The 18,936-nt window shown below is 56.4% G+C and carries 18 protein-coding genes; 11 read left to right on the top strand and 7 right to left on the bottom strand.

Annotated features, from left to right (window positions below; genetic code table 11):
* Positions 1–98: 98 nt before the first annotated feature.
* The 5 genes from GFB49_RS13270 to coxB form a co-directional block, all read right to left on the bottom strand.
* The gene (locus GFB49_RS13270) at positions 99–911 is read right to left on the bottom strand and encodes a cytochrome c oxidase subunit 3 (RefSeq protein ID WP_153216373.1); all 813 of its coding nucleotides are present in this window, start codon (positions 909–911) and stop codon (positions 99–101) included.
* An 11-nt stretch (positions 912–922) separates the two neighbouring features.
* Positions 923–1,510 (bottom strand): cytochrome c oxidase assembly protein, encoded by a 588-nt coding sequence (locus GFB49_RS13265; protein ID WP_153216372.1) that lies wholly within the window; start codon positions 1,508–1,510, stop codon positions 923–925.
* Positions 1,510–1,677 carry a cytochrome C oxidase assembly protein gene (locus tag GFB49_RS13260; protein ID WP_153216371.1) on the bottom strand — a complete coding sequence of 56 codons (168 nt, stop codon included), beginning with the start codon at positions 1,675–1,677 and terminating at the stop codon, positions 1,510–1,512. Before GFB49_RS13260 ends, GFB49_RS13265 begins: the two co-directional genes overlap by 1 nt.
* Positions 1,678–1,680: 3 nt before the next feature.
* Positions 1,681–2,622, bottom strand: a complete 942-nt coding sequence (gene cyoE, locus GFB49_RS13255) for a heme o synthase (RefSeq protein ID WP_153216370.1) — start codon at positions 2,620–2,622, stop codon at positions 1,681–1,683.
* 108 nt (positions 2,623–2,730) lie between these two features.
* Positions 2,731–3,570 carry a cytochrome c oxidase subunit II gene (gene coxB / locus GFB49_RS13250; protein ID WP_153216369.1) on the bottom strand — a complete coding sequence of 280 codons (840 nt, stop codon included), beginning with the start codon at positions 3,568–3,570 and terminating at the stop codon, positions 2,731–2,733.
* Positions 3,571–3,764: 194 nt separating this feature from the next.
* Between coxB and tldD the strand changes: the two genes are divergently transcribed.
* The 3 genes from tldD to topA all read left to right on the top strand — a co-directional run bounded on the left by tldD (position 3,765) and on the right by topA (position 9,490).
* On the top strand, positions 3,765–5,186 hold the full coding sequence (gene tldD / locus GFB49_RS13245; RefSeq protein WP_153216368.1) for a metalloprotease TldD: 1,422 nt from the start codon (positions 3,765–3,767) through the stop codon (positions 5,184–5,186).
* A gap of 236 nt (positions 5,187–5,422) precedes the next feature.
* Entirely contained in the window at positions 5,423–6,580 is a 1,158-nt protein-coding gene (dprA, locus tag GFB49_RS13240) for a DNA-processing protein DprA (protein WP_153216367.1), read from the top strand.
* Positions 6,581–6,790: 210 nt separating this feature from the next.
* The gene (gene topA / locus GFB49_RS13235; protein ID WP_153216366.1) at positions 6,791–9,490 is read left to right on the top strand and encodes a type I DNA topoisomerase; all 2,700 of its coding nucleotides are present in this window, start codon (positions 6,791–6,793) and stop codon (positions 9,488–9,490) included.
* An 11-nt stretch (positions 9,491–9,501) separates the two neighbouring features.
* On the opposite strand, the gene GFB49_RS13230 is transcribed toward topA, so the two are convergent.
* The gene (locus tag GFB49_RS13230) at positions 9,502–10,755 is read right to left on the bottom strand and encodes a Hint domain-containing protein (protein WP_153216365.1); all 1,254 of its coding nucleotides are present in this window, start codon (positions 10,753–10,755) and stop codon (positions 9,502–9,504) included.
* Positions 10,756–11,030: 275 nt separating this feature from the next.
* Here GFB49_RS13230 and GFB49_RS13225 point away from each other — a divergent pair, with 275 nt between their 5' ends.
* Entirely contained in the window at positions 11,031–11,744 is a 714-nt protein-coding gene (locus GFB49_RS13225) for a CoA transferase subunit A (RefSeq protein WP_153216364.1), read from the top strand.
* A gap of 3 nt (positions 11,745–11,747) precedes the next feature.
* Positions 11,748–12,374, top strand: coding sequence for a 3-oxoacid CoA-transferase subunit B (locus GFB49_RS13220; RefSeq protein ID WP_153216363.1), 627 nt, complete (start codon positions 11,748–11,750; stop codon positions 12,372–12,374).
* Between the two features lie 50 nt (positions 12,375–12,424).
* Here GFB49_RS13220 and GFB49_RS13215 read toward each other — a convergent pair whose 3' ends face one another.
* On the bottom strand, positions 12,425–13,264 hold the full coding sequence (locus GFB49_RS13215; RefSeq protein WP_153216362.1) for a lytic transglycosylase domain-containing protein: 840 nt from the start codon (positions 13,262–13,264) through the stop codon (positions 12,425–12,427).
* A gap of 363 nt (positions 13,265–13,627) precedes the next feature.
* On the opposite strand from GFB49_RS13215, the gene GFB49_RS13210 reads away from it, so the two are divergent.
* From GFB49_RS13210 to GFB49_RS13185, 6 genes are all read left to right on the top strand, one after another.
* Positions 13,628–13,855 carry a hypothetical protein gene (locus tag GFB49_RS13210; RefSeq protein WP_153216361.1) on the top strand — a complete coding sequence of 76 codons (228 nt, stop codon included), beginning with the start codon at positions 13,628–13,630 and terminating at the stop codon, positions 13,853–13,855.
* Positions 13,856–13,999: 144 nt separating this feature from the next.
* On the top strand, positions 14,000–14,206 hold the full coding sequence (locus GFB49_RS13205) for a Flp family type IVb pilin (protein WP_194269344.1): 207 nt from the start codon (positions 14,000–14,002) through the stop codon (positions 14,204–14,206).
* Between the two features lie 137 nt (positions 14,207–14,343).
* Positions 14,344–15,204: a Flp pilus assembly protein CpaB gene (cpaB, locus tag GFB49_RS13200; RefSeq protein WP_153216359.1), complete on the top strand. Its 861-nt coding sequence runs from the start codon at positions 14,344–14,346 to the stop codon at positions 15,202–15,204.
* Between the two features lie 247 nt (positions 15,205–15,451).
* A complete protein-coding gene (locus GFB49_RS13195) occupies positions 15,452–16,843 on the top strand; it encodes a type II and III secretion system protein family protein (RefSeq protein WP_153216358.1) in 1,392 nt (463 codons plus the stop codon).
* Between the two features lie 16 nt (positions 16,844–16,859).
* A complete protein-coding gene (locus tag GFB49_RS13190) occupies positions 16,860–17,489 on the top strand; it encodes an OmpA family protein (RefSeq protein ID WP_153216357.1) in 630 nt (209 codons plus the stop codon).
* Between the two features lie 207 nt (positions 17,490–17,696).
* Positions 17,697–18,926 carry a CpaE/TadZ family protein gene (locus GFB49_RS13185; RefSeq protein WP_153216356.1) on the top strand — a complete coding sequence of 410 codons (1,230 nt, stop codon included), beginning with the start codon at positions 17,697–17,699 and terminating at the stop codon, positions 18,924–18,926.
* The last annotated feature ends 10 nt before the right edge of the window (positions 18,927–18,936 follow it).

The raw sequence follows: 18,936 nt of genomic DNA, 5'->3' as shown, positions 1-18,936 counted from the left end.
GCGTAAGGTCCCTGCCTCACACGCCTTTGGTAGATAATCGTGCTTTGCGATGTTGAAAACCACAAAGATGTTTCGGTTACATTCCGAGTGCTTTGCCCTTAGTGGACCGGAGCGCCCCAAATGTAGACGGCGACGAACAGGAACAGCCAGACGACGTCAACAAAGTGCCAGTACCAGGCTGCTGCCTCAAAGCCCACGTGCTGCTCTGGGGTGAATTCGCCATTCATTGCCCGGATCAGACAGACCGTCAGGAAGATCGTCCCGATGATCACGTGGAAACCGTGGAAACCGGTGGCCATGAAGAAGTTTGAATAGAACTCATCACCGCCAAATTCCCAGCCTTCATGCAGGATCAATTCGGCATATTCGTAGCCTTGCAGGAAGGTGAACAGAACACCCAGTGCAATACCAATCGACAGGCCCTGAATCAGCGCCTTGCGGTCATTGTTGTGAACCAGCGCGTGGTGTGCCCAGGTCACAGCACAGCCTGACAGCAGCAAGACAAGTGTGTTGATCAGCGGCAGGTGGAAGGGATCTACCGCGTGAATGGCAGGTGCCACATATTCGGCCCCTACATAGCCTTCCATCGGATAGATCGCATGTTTGAAGAAGGACCAGAACCAGGCGAAGAAGAACATCACCTCGGACATCACAAAAAGGATGAACCCATAGCGCAGGCCGATGCGGACCACTTTGGTGTGATCACCCTGACGGGATTCGATCACCACTTCGCGCCACCAGCCGAACATTGTGTAAAGGACCAGCGCAAAGCCAACCCAGAACATGGCCGAGGTGATGTCCTGCATCCACAGGACTGCGCCAAACAGCATGACAAACGCACCAACCGAGGCCACCAGGGGCCAGATCGATGGTGGCAAGATATGAAAATCGTGATTTTTAGCGTGCGCCATTCAAGTGTCCCTCACCTAGCGACCGAATTATTGTTTTCATCTGCACCGACCTCCAGAGCCGCGTACCCCTCGGGCAGATCGCTCTCATAAAACGTGTACGACAGCGTGATCGTATGCACGTATTTCGCATCCGGATCCTCGACAATCTCGGGATCCACAAAGAAGGTTACGGGCATCTGCACCCGTTCCCCTGGCAACAAGATCTGCTCGTCAAAGCAGAAACAAGCGATCTTGTCGAAATAGCCGCCCGCCGCGTAGGGCGTGACATTAAACGACGCCATGCCCGCAATCGGGCGATCGGTGGGGTTGTAAGCCTCATAAAAGGCCAGCCCTGTTTCACCGATTTTCAGCTCCATCTGACGTGCAACGGGTTTGAACTCCCACTCCATGCCGCGGTCCTTGGACGCATCAAATCGCACGGTGATGGTTTGATCCAGAATTTCCTCGGATCCGGCCTCGGCTACGCCGGTTACACCGCCAAAGCCGGTGACCCGGCAGAACCAGTCATAAAACGGAACAGAAGCCCAGGCGAGCCCGCCCATGACAAGCACAACGCCGACCAATTGCAGAACGGTTTTCTGTTGTGCGTTCACCGCCATCAGTTGTTCCCCTGCGACAGTTCAGACGGAAACTGGAACCCGTTTGAGGTGACTTTGACCATCGTCAAAACCAGAACCAGCACGACAAAGCCGCCCAGGACCAAACCCAACCCCACATTGCGTCCTTTGCGGCGCTGGTGCAGTTCATGTTCTTTGTTCAAAGCCATGGATTACCAACCTCCCAGACCAAAGGGTTTCAACAGCGCCTCAACCAGGATCGCGCCAAAGTGCAGGAAGAGGTATAGCAGCGAAAGTTTGAAGAAGTTTCGTTCGATCTTGAAATTATCCGCCTCGCTGGCATCCTCGTCGCGGCGTGCAATGCGCAACGCCCCCACCAGAAACAGCGCGTTCAGTACCAAAGCCACCGCAAGGTAGATCGGCCCGCCAACAGCGGTAAAGCCTGTGCCAATGGCCAGTGCGGCCAGCAACACGGTGTAGACCAGAATATGCAAACGGGTGGCACGGCGTCCGTGGGTCACCGTCAACATCGGCACGCCTGCGTCATCGTAATCATTACGCATAAACAGCGCCAAAGCCCAGAAATGCGGCGGCGTCCACATGAACGTCAGGGCGAACATCAACCAGGGCTCCAGCGACATGGATCCCGTGGCGGCGATCCAGCCGATCACCGGCGGAAACGCCCCGGCTGCGCCGCCGATCACAATGTTCTGCGGCGTCGCACGCTTCAGCCACATGGTATAGATCACCACATAAAAGAAGATGGTGAAGGCCAGAAACGCACCCGCAAACACATTGGTGGCCAGCGCCAGCATGATCACCGACAAAACCGACAGAGCGATACCAAACTGCATCGCCTCGTTTGGTGCGATTTTACCAGCCGGGATCGGGCGTTTCTTGGTCCGTTTCATGATGCGGTCGATATCCGCGTCCCACCACATATTCAGCGCGCCGGACGCACCGCCCCCGATGGCGATGAACAAGATCGCACAGAAACCCACAACCGGATGCACCGAAACAGGCGCGGCCAACAGGCCGACCAACGCCGTAAACACCACCAACGACATCACACGCGGCTTCAGCAGCGCGAAATAATCGCCAAAGCTGGCCTCGTCCTCATAGGGGGTGCTGGCATGAAGGCTTGCGTCAGTCATGGTCCTTGGATCTTTCGTCAGGCAGGCAAGGCCACGGGATGGCCCTGCAAATGTTGGAACCTTTGGCATCTGCAATCTGTGACGCCAAAGGTGTATGTGCCTTGCGGATTATTTCGCTGCAACCTGATAAGGCTGCGCAATGCCCGCGTATTCTTCAATCGCGCCATCCAGCCATGCGTCATAGGCCTCTTGGCTCACAACTTTGACGGTGATCGGCATATAGGCATGGTCCTTGCCACACAGTTCGGAACACTGACCAAAATAGATGCCTTCTTTCTCGGCCTTGAACCACAGTTCCGCCAGACGGCCAGGCACCGCATCCTGTTTTACGCCAAAGGCCGGAATGGTCCAGGAGTGGATCACATCCGCACCGGTCACCTGCATCACAACAGTTTTGTTCACAGGCACAACAACGGCTGTGTCGGTTGCCAGCAGATATTCATCGTTGGCATAGCCGTTTTCTTCCAGCTCTTCGCGCGCCAGCATGAAGCTTTCGAATTCAAACTCATGATCAACATATTCATATCCCCAGTACCACTGGTATCCGGTGACTTTGATGGTCAGATCCGCTTTGGGGATTACTTGCTGCCGGAAGAGTTCCGGCAGCGAGAAGGAGCCGATGAATACCAGAATGATGATCGGAATCACAGTCCATGCGATCTCAATCGGGGTGTGGTGGCTAAATTTTGCAGGTGTCGGGTTTGCCTTGCGATTAAAGAAGACGATTGCCCAAAGCAAAAGCCCGCCCACAAAAATACAAACCAAGGTGATGATGATCAGAATCATCCAGTCAAGCTGTTGCAGGCCTCTGGCCAGTTCCGTGGCAGGTTCCTGAAACCCCCACCCGCCGTCGACGGGTTTGCCAATTGTCTCCAAAGCCTCCTGAGACATGGCAGGCACAGTCAAAAGGCCAGAAAAAAGGCCTCCAAGCATCCAAGCATTCTTCATTACGCTGTCCTGATCGGTTGATCGCATCTATGTTTCGTCCAAAGCACGTTCGAATTCCTCCCGAATCCGCAAACTGCTCCAAACAGGTTGTCTTTGATCCTGATCAAAATCATATTCCTCCACACAGATAAAGAGAAATGCTCGCGGCAAACCGTCGCCATTCTTGATTTAAATCAATAAACCAGAGGTTTCCGATGGACCAATCCGACTTTCGTCCCTTTGACACCAGCCTTCCGGAAACGGAAGCGCTTGCGGTCTTGAAAACCGCGCTCGATGGGGCGCAAGACGGTGAAATCTTTGCAGAAAGGCGGAAATCCGAGTCCCTGGTTTTTGACGATGGACGGCTGCGTTCCGCCAATTATGACGCCGCTGAAGGCTTTGGTCTGCGGGCTATTAATGCGGATGTGGCGGGGTATGCGCATTCGACAGATTTGTCGATTGCTTCACTCAAACGCGCGGCAGAAACCGCCCGTTTGGCGGTTGGGGCCGGTGGTGGCACCTGGGCGGATGCGCCCGCGGCCACAAATTCCAAGCTTTATACCGAGACAGATCCGATTTCTGCCCTGCCCTTCCCGGTCAAGGTCGACACCTTGCGTGAAATTGATGCTTTTGCCCGCGATCTGGACCCGCGTGTGGTGCAAGTCAGCGCGTCTTTGGCGGCGTCGCTGCAAGAGATTGAGATTTTGCGCCCCGATGGCGTGCGAATCCGCGATGTTCGCCCGATGACACGGCTGAATGTGTCGCTGATTGTCGAAGAAAACGGCCGCCGTGAAAGCGGGTCAGCCGGTGGCGGTGGCCGTGTGGGGCTGGATGGGCTGATTGATCCGAAAGACTGGCAAGCCAAAGTACAAGAATCACTGCGGATCGCACTGGTCAATCTGACGGCCGTTCCCGCTCCGGCCGGAGAAATGGAAGTTGTGCTTGGCCCCGGCTGGCCCGGAATTCTGCTGCACGAAGCCATCGGCCATGGATTGGAAGGTGATTTCAACCGCAAGGGATCTTCGGCCTTTGCAGGGTTGATGGGGCAACGCATCGCCGCCCCCGGTGTAACAGTGCTGGATGATGGCACCATCCCGGATCGGCGCGGCTCTCTGACCGTCGATGACGAGGGAACGCCGAGCCAGAAAACAACCCTGATTGAAGACGGCATCCTTGTGGGTTTCATGCAGGACCGCCAGAACGCTCGCTTGATGGGGGTTGAACCCACCGGGAACGGACGGCGACAAAGCTATGCCCATGCGCCCATGCCGCGCATGACCAACACCTATATGTTGGGAGGGGATGCAGAACCGGATGCTTTGGTCAAAGAGATGAAAGATGGCATCTGGGCCGTTGGGTTTGGCGGCGGTCAGGTTGATATCACCAACGGTAAGTTCGTGTTCAGCTGTACCGAGGCCTATCGCGTGAAAAATGGCCGCATTGGCGACCCGGTCAAAGGGGCCACGCTGATTGGCGACGGCGCGACTGCGCTCAAACAGATTCGCGCGCTTGGCAATGATATGGCGTTGGACCCTGGCATGGGCAATTGCGGCAAAGCCGGGCAATGGGTGCCGGTTGGTGTTGGCCAACCCAGCGTATTGATGGATGGTCTGACCGTCGGCGGCTCTGCCACCTGACCGGCATGGATTAACCATCTTTCGGAACTAAGCAGCCAAGGCGACCAGAACCATCTGGTCGCCTTTTTCGATTTCGCATTTGATTTCACCCCTAAAATAAAAGGCAGAACGCAATCTATCGTAAAGGACACATACCTCGCCCTTTTTCAGAAAAATCGACGAAAAAGCGAGATATGTTCACCAGCTGTTAACTCTCACAAACGTAATCATGGTGGTGCAACAGGTCGGAGCCACGGATGATCGAAGGACACACTTCTTCCACTCACCCCCCACTCCCACCCACCACGGAAGATACCCGATTTTCCAGGCTTCGCCTGTTGCGCTCACGGCGCGTTGGTCCGGTGACCTTTCACCGGCTCATTAACAAATATGGTTCGGCGCAGAATGCGCTGGAGGCGTTGCCCAAAGTGGCACGCGACGCTGGTGTCAAAGGCTATGAAATATGCCCAGCCAGCACTGTGACCGCCGAGTTGGATGCTGCAAAAGCCGCCAAAGCGCGGCTTTTGTGCATTTCTGACCCAGAATACCCGGACCTTCTGAAAGAGCTGCCTGATGCGCCCCCCTTGCTGTGGGCCATCGGGGATACTGCTCTTTTGAAACGGCCATCCCTGGCTCTGGTTGGTGCCCGCAATGCCTCATCGCTGGGGGTCCGAATGACCCGCGCCTTGGCCCGCGACTTGGGCGCGGCTGGATATGTCATAACGTCGGGCCTGGCCCGAGGGATCGACACTGCCGCGCATCAGGCCGCCGTGGAAACCGGAACAATTGCCGTTATGGCAGGTGGCGTGGATGTGGTCTACCCGACCGAAAACAGCAAACTGGCGGCCGAGATCGCGGAAAAAGGCCTGCGCCTGTCGGAACAACCCATGGGCCTGGCACCGATGGCCCGCCACTTTCCCAAACGCAACCGGATCATCGCGGGCCTGTCGCGGGCGCTGGTGGTAGTGGAGGCAGCGGCCAAGTCGGGGAGCCTGATCACTGCACGCGATGCCTTGGACCTGGGCCGGGAGGTCATGGCCGTCCCAGGCCATCCATTTGATGCCCGTGCATCTGGCTGCAATCTGCTGATCCGCGATGGTGCGCAATTGGTGCGCGGTGCTGAGGATGTGTTGGCGGCCTTGCCCAACGCGGCCCTCTCCCCGCCAGAACCCGCGCAGACGATATCAGACCTTCCCCCGCCCCCACCCGAGCAGCGCAGCCTGCGGGAAACAACTCTCCTTCATCAGGAGATTCTCCAACGTTTGGGCCCAACGCCCCTGCCTGAGGATCAAATTATCCGCGATATTGCCACATCTGCGCGAGATGTCGCACCAGCGCTGACCGAGCTTGAACTGGAAGGGAAAGTCGACCGCCACCCCGGCGGGTTGATCTGTTTAAAATTTGAAAAATCCTGAACCGGTCCAAGGTTTTGCCCCCGAATTGCGACGGGACATGCGCAAAACTGCACCACTGTATGCACCTTTGCGGAAAACCCATCAAAACGGTGCTGCTGTTGATTGACGGCAGGCACGAATTGATGCAGTCGGATTGACATTCAGCCCTTGCGCACCGAACTTTGCACCGCCATAGAGCGCGCCGAATACGTCCGAAGAGGTCCTTACTTTATGCCAGTTGTTGTCGTCGAATCGCCGGCCAAAGCAAAAACAATCAACAAATACCTAGGCTCCGATTACACGGTCTTGGCATCTTATGGGCATGTCCGCGACCTGCCCGCAAAGAATGGATCGGTCGATCCGGACGATGAATTTGCGATGACATGGGAAGTCGGCACCGACAGCCGCAAACATGTCAAAGCCATCGCGGATGCGTTGAAATCAGATGATGAGCTGATCCTCGCGACCGACCCCGATCGCGAAGGGGAGGCAATCAGCTGGCACCTGCAAGAGGCGCTGACCAAGCGGCGCTCTATCAAGAAATCCACCAGCGTAAGCCGGGTAACATTTAATGCGATCACCAAGGAAGCCGTGACCGAGGCGATGAAAAACCCGCGTCAGGTCGACATGCCACTGGTAGAGGCCTATCTGGCGCGCCGTGCGCTCGACTACCTTGTTGGCTTCAACCTCTCGCCGGTTCTGTGGCGTAAACTCCCTGGCGCCCGGTCCGCGGGACGCGTGCAGTCCGTCTGCCTGCGTCTGATCGTTGAACGTGAGATGGAGATCGAGGCGTTTAATCCCCGCGAGTACTGGTCTGTCAAAGCCCAGATGAGCACCCCGCGCGGTCAAAACTTTGAAGCTCGCCTCACCGTCTTGGGCGGGGACAAGCTGGATAAATTCGACCTTGCCAATTCCACCGCCGCTGAGCTGGCGGTTCAGGCCATCGAGGCACGCGATTTCACCGCCCGTTCGGTTGAGGCCAAACCAGCCTCACGCAACCCCTCCGCACCGTTTATGACATCTACCCTGCAGCAGGAAGCCAGCCGCAAGTTTGGCATGGGCGCACGTCAATGTATGAACGCCGCCCAGCGCCTGTATGAGGCCGGTCTGATCACCTATATGCGGACCGACGGGATCGACATGGCCCCCGAAGCCGTGACCGCCGCCCGCGCCGAGATCGAGAAACGCTATGGAGCGGAATATGTCCCATCCGAGCCGCGCATCTACAAGAACAAAGCCAAGAACGCGCAGGAAGCGCACGAATGTATCCGCCCCACCGATATGGGTCGCGACGCCGCGTCGCTGAAGGTGTCCGAAGATGACCAGCGCAAGCTTTATGATCTGATCTGGAAGCGGACTCTAGCCTGTCAGATGGCCGGCGCCCGGATGGAACGCACCACGGTTGATATCGCGTCCGGTGATGCGCAGGTGGTGTTGCGCGCCACAGGCCAAGTGGTTCTGTTTGATGGCTTTATGCGCGTCTATGAAGAAGGGCGCGACGATGTGGTCACTGATGATGACGACAAGCGCCTGCCGCAGGTCATGCAAGGTGAGCCGATCAAATTTGCAGGCTCCCTGCAGGGTGACTTTGACAAGGCCGGCGCAGATGCGGCTGTCCTGTCCCAAAACACCTCTGTCCTGGCACTGCAGCACCACACCCAGCCCCCGCCCCGCTATACCGAGGCGACGCTGGTCAAACGGATGGAAGAGCTGGGCATTGGTCGCCCGTCGACCTATGCATCTGTGATCACCACGATCCAGGACCGCGACTACGTCCGTAAAGACAAAAACCGCCTGTTCCCAGAGGACAAGGGCCGGATTGTGACGATCTTCCTGCTCAACTTCTTCCGCAAATATGTGGGCTACACGTTCACGGCGGAACTGGAAGACCAGCTGGACAATGTCTCGGCCGGTGACCATGACTACAAAGACCTTCTGGGACAGTTCTGGCGCGATTTCTCGGCCGCGATTTCCGAAACCTCTGATCTGCGGATTTCTGAAGTTCTCGATGTGCTCGACGAAGCACTTGCGCCGCAGCTTTACCCCGCGCGCGAAGATGGCGCGGATCCCCGCGTCTGCCCAAAATGCGGCACCGGCCAGCTGCACCTGAAAACCTCACGCACCGGTGGATTTGTCGGCTGTGGCAACTACCCGGAATGCAACTATACCCGCCCCATCTCTGGCGAAGGCGCCGAAGGTTATGAGCGCATCCTGGGGGAAGATGACGGCGACGAGATTCACCTCAAATCCGGCCGGTTTGGCCCCTATGTGCAACGTGGCGAAGCAACGCCCGAGAACAAGAAACCGCCCCGGTCTTCGCTGCCGAAACAGAACAAAGACTATCTGCCCGGTTGGGGCCCGAACGATATCACCCTGGAACAGGCGGTTACTCTGCTGACCCTGCCACGTGAAATCGGCCAGCACCCGGATGGTGGCGTTGTGGCCTCCAATCTGGGTCGGTTTGGCCCCTATCTGATGCACCAGCTGCCGGATGAAGAAAAGCCAATCTATGTGAACCTCAAAGAGACCATGGACGTCTTTGAGATCGGCATGAACCGCGCCACAGAGATGCTGGCCGAGAAGCGCGCAAATCCCGGACGGCGCGGCGGCCGCGCCGCGGCCAAAGCCTTGAAAGAGCTGGGCGAGCATCCTGATGGTGGCGGCGCAATCCAGATTATGGATGGACGCTATGGGCCTTATGTCAAGTGGGAAAAGGTCAATGCGACCCTGCCCAAAGATGTGGAACCCAAAGACGTGACTGTGGAAATGGCCGTGGCGCTGATCGCTGAGAAGGCCGGCAAGAAAGCCCCAAAGAAGAAAGCAGCAGCCAAGAAAACGACTGCCAAAAAGACCACAGCCAAGAAAACAACCACCAAGAAGACCGCTACGAAAAAAGCGGCCTCAGGCACCAAAAAGGCGGACGCTGAATAAAGCGTCCGCCATCAGTTCTGGCGCGGGGGTAAGACAGATAAGTTTGGCTTCCCCCAAGTCTCCGCCGTGGGGCCGGGCACATCCTGCGCCGCATAGACCCCAGCGACATCCGCCCGACAGCGCACCGCTGCAGCGCGCCGCGTACGGGCCTGTGACGCCCACGAACCGGTCGACGCGGCGCGTGATAGGCACGCAGCCTCCAACACCGGACGCGACAAGCGTGACAATCGGTCCACCAGGATCTCCGCCCGCGCGCCTTCCACACAACGCCGTGCGGTTTGGGGTTTGCCTTCCTGAAACACCAACGACGGCTGATGTTTGTACAGATCCCTCCGGTTTCGCTCCGGCAAAGCGGACAATGCCATTGGTCCGGGCAGGAAACTCTCAACCAGCGCGCTTTCTGCAAACACAACTTCATGGGCGCGTGTCATAACATGCCAATAGGTCAAGGCCTGGTGTACGGCTTTCTGGCTGATCCCCGGCAAGCCAAGCAGCTTTTTGGCGGGAACCAAAACCTGCGCTTGGTCAAACATCTGCTGCGCGAGGCCTGAGGCAATCAACACACGATGCTGCGGCGATACATAAAGCGGCCGTTTGGGCCAGCCCATTCCCAATGCCCCCGCTGCAATTCGGATCGGGACCTCATCTGTGCCCGACACAACATGCTGGCACCCCATCCACACAATGGGTTGCAGGCCATGATCCAATGTCTGGATCTGATCGCCAATCTGCAACTGCTCGACGGGGATTTCACCGCCAGACACCATCAAACGGGTGCCTTCCAGAAAACTGGTGACAAAGGCGCTGGTCTCCAAGTCAGAACACAACCAGTTGAGGTTGTCCCCAGCCAGACGGTCAATTGTGATCGAACTGACAGATTGCGGCCGGATCAAAGGTGGACCGTAGCCAGTTGTCAGAAACAACCGCCCCAGATCATCTTGCAAGATATACATCTTGGCCGCCACCGACAGGCCATCCGACATATGTATGGTAACATGATATTCTAAAGCGCCATCCAGTGGATCAGCGGCCTGTTCCACGATCAATGGATGCAGAGATTGAAGCGACGCATCTTGCCCCACCCCATCGTGCAGGCCCACCCCTTCGAGCAACAATCTCTCGTAAGTGTCAAACAACGGAGCTGCCCCGCTGCCATATGTTTTACCAACCAAGGAAAAGGCTTGCGCCACAGACCAATTACCATCGAACGTGTCCCACTCGGCGGCAGAACCGAGATAGAACGCGTCTATCGTGTAGTCAGACATCTTAATCCCCCATGGATCTAAGAGTCAGTCTCCGGATCAATTGGTAATAAAGTCTTAATTTTCTGAAAATTCTCAACTTCAAAATTACGTATTAACACGTAAAATTGGCCAAAATTTCCGCAAAATGCCTCACCAAAGGTTAACATATGTAAAAAAAGATTAATCCTGCCCCGGTTATCCCCTTCCGTAGAAATACCTGAAACTCTCAGTATTCTTGACTTAGCCCGGTCTCGGCGCGACAACTTGTCCAGAATTTCAGTAGTCGGGAGGACTTCATGAAGAAAGTGTATTCCACCGCCGCCGACGCCCTGGATGGGCTGTTGCACGACGGTATGTTTATCGCAGCTGGCGGCTTTGGCCTTTGCGGCATTCCAGAACTCTTGCTGGACGCCATCAAAGACGCAGGGACCAAGGATCTGACCTTTGCCTCCAACAACGCAGGCGTTGATGATTTTGGCATCGGCATCCTGTTGCAGACGCGTCAGGTGAAAAAGATGATCTCGTCCTATGTGGGCGAAAACGCGGAGTTCATGCGCCAGTATCTGTCCGGTGAGTTGGAGCTTGAGTTCAACCCCCAAGGCACCCTGGCCGAGCGTATGCGTGCAGGCGGTGCAGGTATCCCAGGCTTCTTCACCAAAACAGGCGTGGGCACTGTGATTGCCGACGGCAAACTGGAGAAGCAATTCCCAACCGGCCCTGACGGTGAACTGGAAGACTATATCATGGAAGAAGGCATCTTTGCCGATCTTGCCATTGTCAAAGCCTGGAAAGCCGATGAGACGGGCAACCTGATCTTCCGCAAGACGGCGCGCAACTTCAATGTGCCCGCGGCCACCTGTGGCAAGATCTGTGTTGCCGAAGTTGAAGAGATCGTCCCCACTGGTTCGCTGGACCCGGACGCGATCCACCTACCGGGCATCTATGTGCACCGCATTATCCAAGGCGACCACGAAAAGCGCATCGAACAGCGCACTGTACGGGAGGGGTAAACCATGTGGGATCGTAACCAAATGGCGGCCCGCGCCGCACAGGAACTGCAAGACGGCTGGTATGTGAACCTCGGCATCGGCATCCCGACGCTGGTGTCAAACTATATCCCCGAAGGGATCGAGGTGACGTTGCAGTCGGAAAACGGAATGCTGGGCATGGGCCCCTTCCCGATCGACGGGGAAGAAGACGCCGACCTGATCAATGCAGGCAAACAGACCATAACCGAGCTGCCGCAGACCGCCTATTTCGACAGCGCGCAATCCTTTGCCATGATCCGCGGTGGCAAGATTGCCATGGCGATCCTGGGCGCAATGGAAGTTGCTGAAAACGGCGACCTTGCGAACTGGATGATCCCCGGCAAGCTGGTCAAAGGCATGGGCGGCGCAATGGATCTGGTCGCGGGTGTGGGCCGGGTTGTGGTGGTCATGGACCACACCAACAAACATGGCGTCTCCAAACTGCTCAAAGAATGCACCCTGCCCCTGACCGGCAAAGGTGTGGTGGATCGCATCATCACCAATCTTGGCGTTTTGGATGTTGTCGAGGGCGGTTTGAAAGTTGTCGAGCTGGCCGAGGGCGTATCGATGGACGATATGGTCAAAGCCACCGAGGCAACGCTGGTCGACTGATCCTGCGCTTATAGTCTATTCTTAGGCCGCCAGTGTTTTGGCGGCCTTTTTTATTTCAACACGTGAAACACGCAGCCGTCCGAAATAAGCTCAGGCGGTGTTTTGCATAGGCCCCGGGCCACCTGGAACGCGGCGAGCACTTTGGGCACGTAATCCCGCGTCTCGGCATAGGGGGGCACACCCTCATGGTCGCGCACCGCTCCGGCGCCCGCGTTGTAGCCCGCCAAAACCAGGATCGGGTCGCCGTCAAACCGCTCCATCAACCAATCCAGGTATTTGACACCGCCCGCAATGTTCTGCGCCGCGTCAAATGGATCCTGGACCCCAAACCGGTCAGCCGTCTCGGGCGTCAGCTGCATCACCCCCTGTGCCCCGGCGGCGCTGGTCACATCTGCCCGACCCGCGCTTTCCACCGCGATCACCGCCAAGGCCAGTGCCGGAGAGACACGAGTATTCACTGTCTCCAGCAAAAGCGGCACGCCATAGGCTGCGGCCATGTCTTGAAGATCCTGCAAACGTGGCGGCGACAATCCCGGCTGGCGCGAGACTTCCAACAGGGCCGACGCAAGGCGTCCCGGACCGCTGTCTGCCTGTTTTGGCGAGATCACCTGCCAGAAACTGCCATATCGCGCGGGCACCACGCTGGACGTTTGGTCTGTCTGAGGCTGTTGCGTCTCTGCTGCGGCTTCCGGCGTAATTTGGACAATGGAGCGTTTCGGCGCGCCCGCTTTGGGCGGGCGGACGGTTTTGGATTGGAACTCAGGAAACGGTGCAGGCGTCACCCGCTTGGGCGCTGCGGGTTCGCTTTGGGCTGTACTTCTTGGTGCCGGAGCGACCGCAAGGACCGCCGTCAAAAAAACCGGGATCAGCCGATTCCGTAAAAACCCCATAAGACTGCTCGTATTACCGCTGATTTTAGGAAAGTTTTTACCAATCCGGCGCAAACTGCCAGTAAAACCCGCCCAAATTTGGCAACATCGCCATATTTGCCCCGATGTGCCGCATGCAAGCCACGGCTATCAACATTTAGTTACTATTTTTTTTCTTAACTTTCAGCGCCTTACCCCATTCCCTGCTGAAAAGTTAAAATTGGGCGTGTTGTTCCGGGTTTCAGCCCAAATCCTGCCATTCTCCGCTGGCTATATGTGCTCATACCGCGACGGACAGGGGACACGCTGGTGAGAGAGCACTCCTCAGATACAGCTTCGAAGCGGTCGAGACACCTTTTATGAGATCCTTTGGAGGGACTAACCATGATCAAATTCATCAAAAACTTCCGCGAAGACGAATCCGGCGCCGTAACCGTTGACTGGGTTGTTCTGACCGCTGCCGTTGCTGCTCTGGCCGGCGTTGTTTACACTGGCATTCAGTCCGGCACCTCCGGCCTGGTCACAACCACCAGCTCCTACCTGACCGGCACCGGCACCTCGCTGGGTACCACCGGCGCGATTGGTTCTTCTTCTACAACAACCACCGAATAAGTTAGACGCTTAACAGCGTAATCAGGGGCACCGGCTCCTGGTTCAAAAACAAAGCTGCGGCCGCGCCTGCCCAAGTACGCCCCCAAAACGGTACATTACAAACGCGCGGCCGCATTTTCCCGAAACCACAATCCGGGACCGATTATGCGACATATGTTTCAGAAATTTCGCCGCGACGAAAGTGGCGCGGTAACCGTCGATTGGGTGATCCTGACAGCCGTTGTTATGGCCGCCGTACTCCTTTTGACCACGCCTTTGCGCACAGGTCTGGAAGGCGTATTGACAGCTGTAAGCGGCTATATGGGCGCGACAAGCACAGATTTGGCCAGCCAGGGGAATGCGCTGGAATAAGATGGCGATCAGCTTGCCGTTTTTGTGGATTAACTTCCAGCTCGGTTTTCAAACAGCAAGTATCAGACAGGCCCGTCTGCATCGCCTTTTTAATTCACCCTTTCTTATTCAACACACAGCACCCAAAGGAGCACCTGATGCGCGCAGTCTTCGGTATCGTTCTAGTTGCAGGTATCGCCCTCGCCGGGGGGGCTGTTATGATGGTCAAGAACCGGATTGGCGCATATCAAAACGCACTGGCGCATGAACGTGCGACGCGTGAACAGGCCATTCCAACAGTGAATGTTTTTGTCGCCACTGAGCCGCTGAAATACGGCCAACGCCTGACCGAAGAAATGGTGCGGCAGGTGCGCTGGCCACAAGAGAGCCTGCCCGAGGGCACGTTCCAAACCGTCGAAACCCTCTTTCCGCCGGGACGTGCCGAAGACCAGCGGGTGGTTCTGCGAGAAATCGAACCCGGCGAGGCCATTCTTGCTGTCAAGGTCACCAATCCCGGTGAAGATGCAGGTCTGACGTCTCGATTAAAACCGGGGCAGCGCGCTTTTGCAATCAAGGTTGATGTGGCATCAGGCGTGTCCGGATTCCTACGACCCGGCGACCGGGTGGAAGTCTATTGGACGGGCGATATGGTGAATTCACAAGGCCAAAGCACCCGCGAAGTAACCCGTTTGATTCAAACAAATGTTGAGTTGATTGCAGTCGATCAAAAGGCTGGTGGGGTTGATGGCACGACCATCGCGCGCACCGTAACCGTTGCAGCGGCCCCCGTTCAGGTTGCAGCTCTTGCCCAAGCCCAATCCACGGGGCGCCTTTCCTTGGCATTGGTTGGGGCTCAGGAAGAAAGTGTTTCAGCTTCGGTCATTGAGGTCGATCAACGTAAGCTTTTGGGCGTGAGTGAACATGTTGCGCCCGCTCAGGTGGAAAAGCAGAAAGTCTGCACCATCCGAAACCGCCGAGGCGCAGAAGTGGTAGAAATCCCTATTCCCTGCACCAACTGATTGCGACTTAGTTTCGATCGACGGCCGCCCAATGGCGGCCACAAGCGTTGAAACTGCCTGATCTAGACCATCCAGTTTTGTGCCGCGCCAGCCCGCCCCTTCACCGGTTCCTGTTGCTGCCCTTCCACACACAACAGTGCCGAAACAATGATTCTTGCAATAAAATCAGCTTTCGCGCAAAGTGGCGGGAAAGAAAGACGGGCAAAAAGACCCGAACCATAGAGGCGTGATCGGAAAGGCAGGTCACATGTCATTGAAGAAACTCATTGCAGCAGCTCTTACGGGGGGTGCTTTGTTCGGCTTGCCCACGACACAAGGGGCCTGGGCCAACGAGCTGCGGGTCGTGCGTCAAGGTGTGACAACCACCTTAGAGGTCCCTATGAACCGGGCGGTGGTGGTCGAAAGCGAAAACCCCTTTGCGGAAATCACAATCGCAAACCCGAGCATTGCGGATATTTCTTCGCTGTCGGACCGGTCGATCTACGTCCTGGGTAAAACACCAGGTTTGACCACGCTGACCCTTCTGGATGCTTCGGGTAGCCTCATCACCAATGTAGACGTTCGCGTGGCCGCTGATGTCAGCGAGTTCAAACAACGCTTGCGGCAGATTCTGCCGGGCGAGCCGATTGAAGTGCGCACTGCCAACGACGGCATCGTTTTGTCGGGGACGGTTTCCAGCTCTGCGAAACTACAGCGGGCGTTGGAATTGGCGGAACGCTACGCGCCGGAACGTATTTCAAACCTGATGTCTGTGGGTGGCGTCCAGCAAGTGATGCTGCAGGTCCGTTTTGCCGAAATGCAGCGGGCGGTGTCGAAAAGCCTGCGCTCCTCGTTGGCGCTGGGCAGCGGTGACGTTCTGGCAGAAACCGGAACCTGGCTGCTGAACGATAACAGCCTCAACAACAATTTGATCGTGCCAAGCAACGACATCGAAGGCGCGATTGCCTTTAACTTTGGTGTTGGCTCTGTGCAGCTTGGTATTCTATTAGAAGCCCTTGAAACCAAAGGTGTTGTACGCACGCTAGCAGAACCGAACCTGACAGCCCTCTCGGGACAGGAAGCGCGGTTCCTCGCGGGCGGCGAAGTGCCCATCCCGGTTGTCGATGACGATGGCTCCGTCGGTGTGGATCTGGTCCCATTTGGTATCGAACTGGATTTCATTCCCCGCGTCGTAGACGGTGATTTGATCAACCTAGAGCTCAGCGCATCGGTGTCAGAACTGGACCCGTCTACAACAACCACTGTAAATGGTCTCACCGCGTTTGGTTTCAGCAAACGCCAGACCAACACCACCGTTGAATTGCGGGACGGTGAAAGCTTTGCGGTTGCCGGTTTGGTCCAGGATGACTTCTCGGACACGATTTCCCAGTTGCCGTGGATTAGCGATGTGCCGGTTTTGGGATCACTGTTCCGCAGCACCAGCTTCCAGCGGGAACAGACCGAACTGGTGATCATCATCAGCGCTCACCTGGTCACACCCACACGCGGCGAAGCGCTCAGCTTGCCAACTGACCGCGTTACTCCACCAAGCGAAGCCGAACTATTCCTGTTTGGCAAAACTCATCGCAATCAACGCGGTGCTGCGGGCGAAGTTGCCGCCCAAGACTTCACCGGCTCTTACGGCTACGTCCTGGACTGATATGAGGAACAAAACAATGTTCAAGCATACGATCTTGTTGGTCCTCTTAGTGGCGGTCACGGGCTGCGCCCGAGAGGTTGGCAGCAACCGCAAATCACGTGAAAACTTTGGTGTGGCATCTGCCAATAACACTGCGGTTCATCGCGGCGAGCGGGACTATGTTGTTGCACTGGGCAAACGTTTTGCAAAAGAAGTGCCAACGACAATCAATTTTGCCTTCAACAGCGCCCGTTTGGACGGCCAGGCCCGCGCAATTTTGGACCGCCAGGCAGATTGGATCAACCAGTTTCCTGAGGTTCGCTTCACCGTTTATGGCCATACGGATGCTGTAGGCTCAAACGGCTATAACCGCGCGCTCGGTCAGCGTCGCGCCAATGCGACCGTGCGGTACCTGGTTTCCAAAGGGATTGACCGCCGCCGCTTGCAAGCTGTTGTTTCTTTTGGCGAAACCCGTCCAGTTATCGACACCCCAGATCGGGAGCGCCGCAATCGCCGTACCGTGACCGAAGTCTCCGGTTTCTTGAAACGTCACCAGACCCTGGACGGACGATACGCGGCCATTATTGATCGTGATTACGTCGAAAGCGCCGTGGCGCAAACCACACTGACACAAGCACCGGAACAGCAGACCATTACCGACAACTAAGACCCAATTTCAACGTCTTAATGTGGAAAGCGCCCTCAGGGGCGCTTTTTTCAATTCTTAAACAATTTCTCACAAATGGGGCTTTTTAGCCCAAATCTCGCCCAGATTTTCCTTGATCTTCTTTCCATGGAACGAACTGCGTCCGGACACTTCGGATTAGCCTTGCTGGCGGCACGCGAGACTTCCCGTGAAAGAGGATAAACAGCAATGAGCAGCGGTCTGCCCCAACCAGAAACAAGTTCGATCACGGCCTGTACCATCAGCCGTGATGTTCAGAACTTTGATCTGCTGATTGAGGACATGGAGACCGCCTTGGGCGAGGCCTGGGGCGATCTGACCTTTGACGAAGCCCTGCCCTTTTTTACCCAGGAAGACGGGCAATCCCTTGAATTTGTCGCTCTGGCAATGGACTGCGATGACGAAGACGAGCTGTCTCGCATGGAAGAAATCATTCAGGCGGCCAAGGCCAAGAACATCAAGGTCATCTTGATCGCCGAAGACGTAACTCCAGCGTCGCTGCACAGCCTGCTGCGCAAGGGCGCCGATGAATTTATCCCCTACCCGCTGCCAGAGCATGAGCTGCAATCCGCGATCGAGCGGTTGAAAAACGCCCCGGCTTTTGCGGGACACGCGGGTCCTGCGCTTCAGTCCGAAAACCAGCGCGAAGGCGCGGTCATCGCCTGTCACGGTCTGGCAGGCGGTGTTGGCTCAACAACGCTGGCTGTGAACCTGGCTTGGGAAATCGCCGAGCGCTGCGAGGGCGATACACCTTCGGTCTGCTTGATTGACCTTGATCTGCAGTTTGGGTCCGTTTCCACCTATCTCGATCTGCCAAGACGAGAAGCGGTGACCGAGCTTTTGGGGGATATGGACTCCTTGGATGACGAAATCTTCGGCCAGGCCCTGGTGACCTTTGAAAACAAGCTTCAGGTTTTCACCGCCCCAGCTGAAATGCTGCCGCTGGACTTTCTGACGCCTGAGGATGTGAGCAAAATCATTCAGATGGCCCGCAAGCATTTTGACTTTGTGGTCATCGACCTGCCTAAAACACTAGTGCAATGGTCAGACACCGTCTTGACCACCGCGCATCTGTACTTTGCCCTGATCGATCTGGATCTGCGTAGCGCTCAAAACGCGCTGCGGATCAAACGTCTGCTGCAAGGGGAAGACCTGCCGTTTGATAAACTGCGGTTTGCCTTGAACCGGGCACCAAAGTTCACCGATCTGGGGGGGAAAAGCCGGGTCAAGCGCCTGTCAGAATCTTTGGAAATTTCTATCGACATTCAATTGCCCGACGGCGGCAAACCCGTGATGCAATCCTGTGACCACGGCCAGCCTTTGGCCCTTTCTGCGCCCAAGAATCCGCTGCGCAAGGAAATCGGAAAACTGGCCCAATCCTTACATGAACTTGGTCGCAACGAAGCCGCCGCTGCATAGATTTTTTGAG

It is taken from the genome of Tritonibacter litoralis (assembly GCF_009496005.1).
GTDB classification, from domain to species: Bacteria; Pseudomonadota; Alphaproteobacteria; order Rhodobacterales; family Rhodobacteraceae; genus Epibacterium; species Epibacterium litoralis.
Note: the sequence above shows the minus strand (reverse complement) of the source record. Positions and strands in the feature narration are given on the sequence as shown.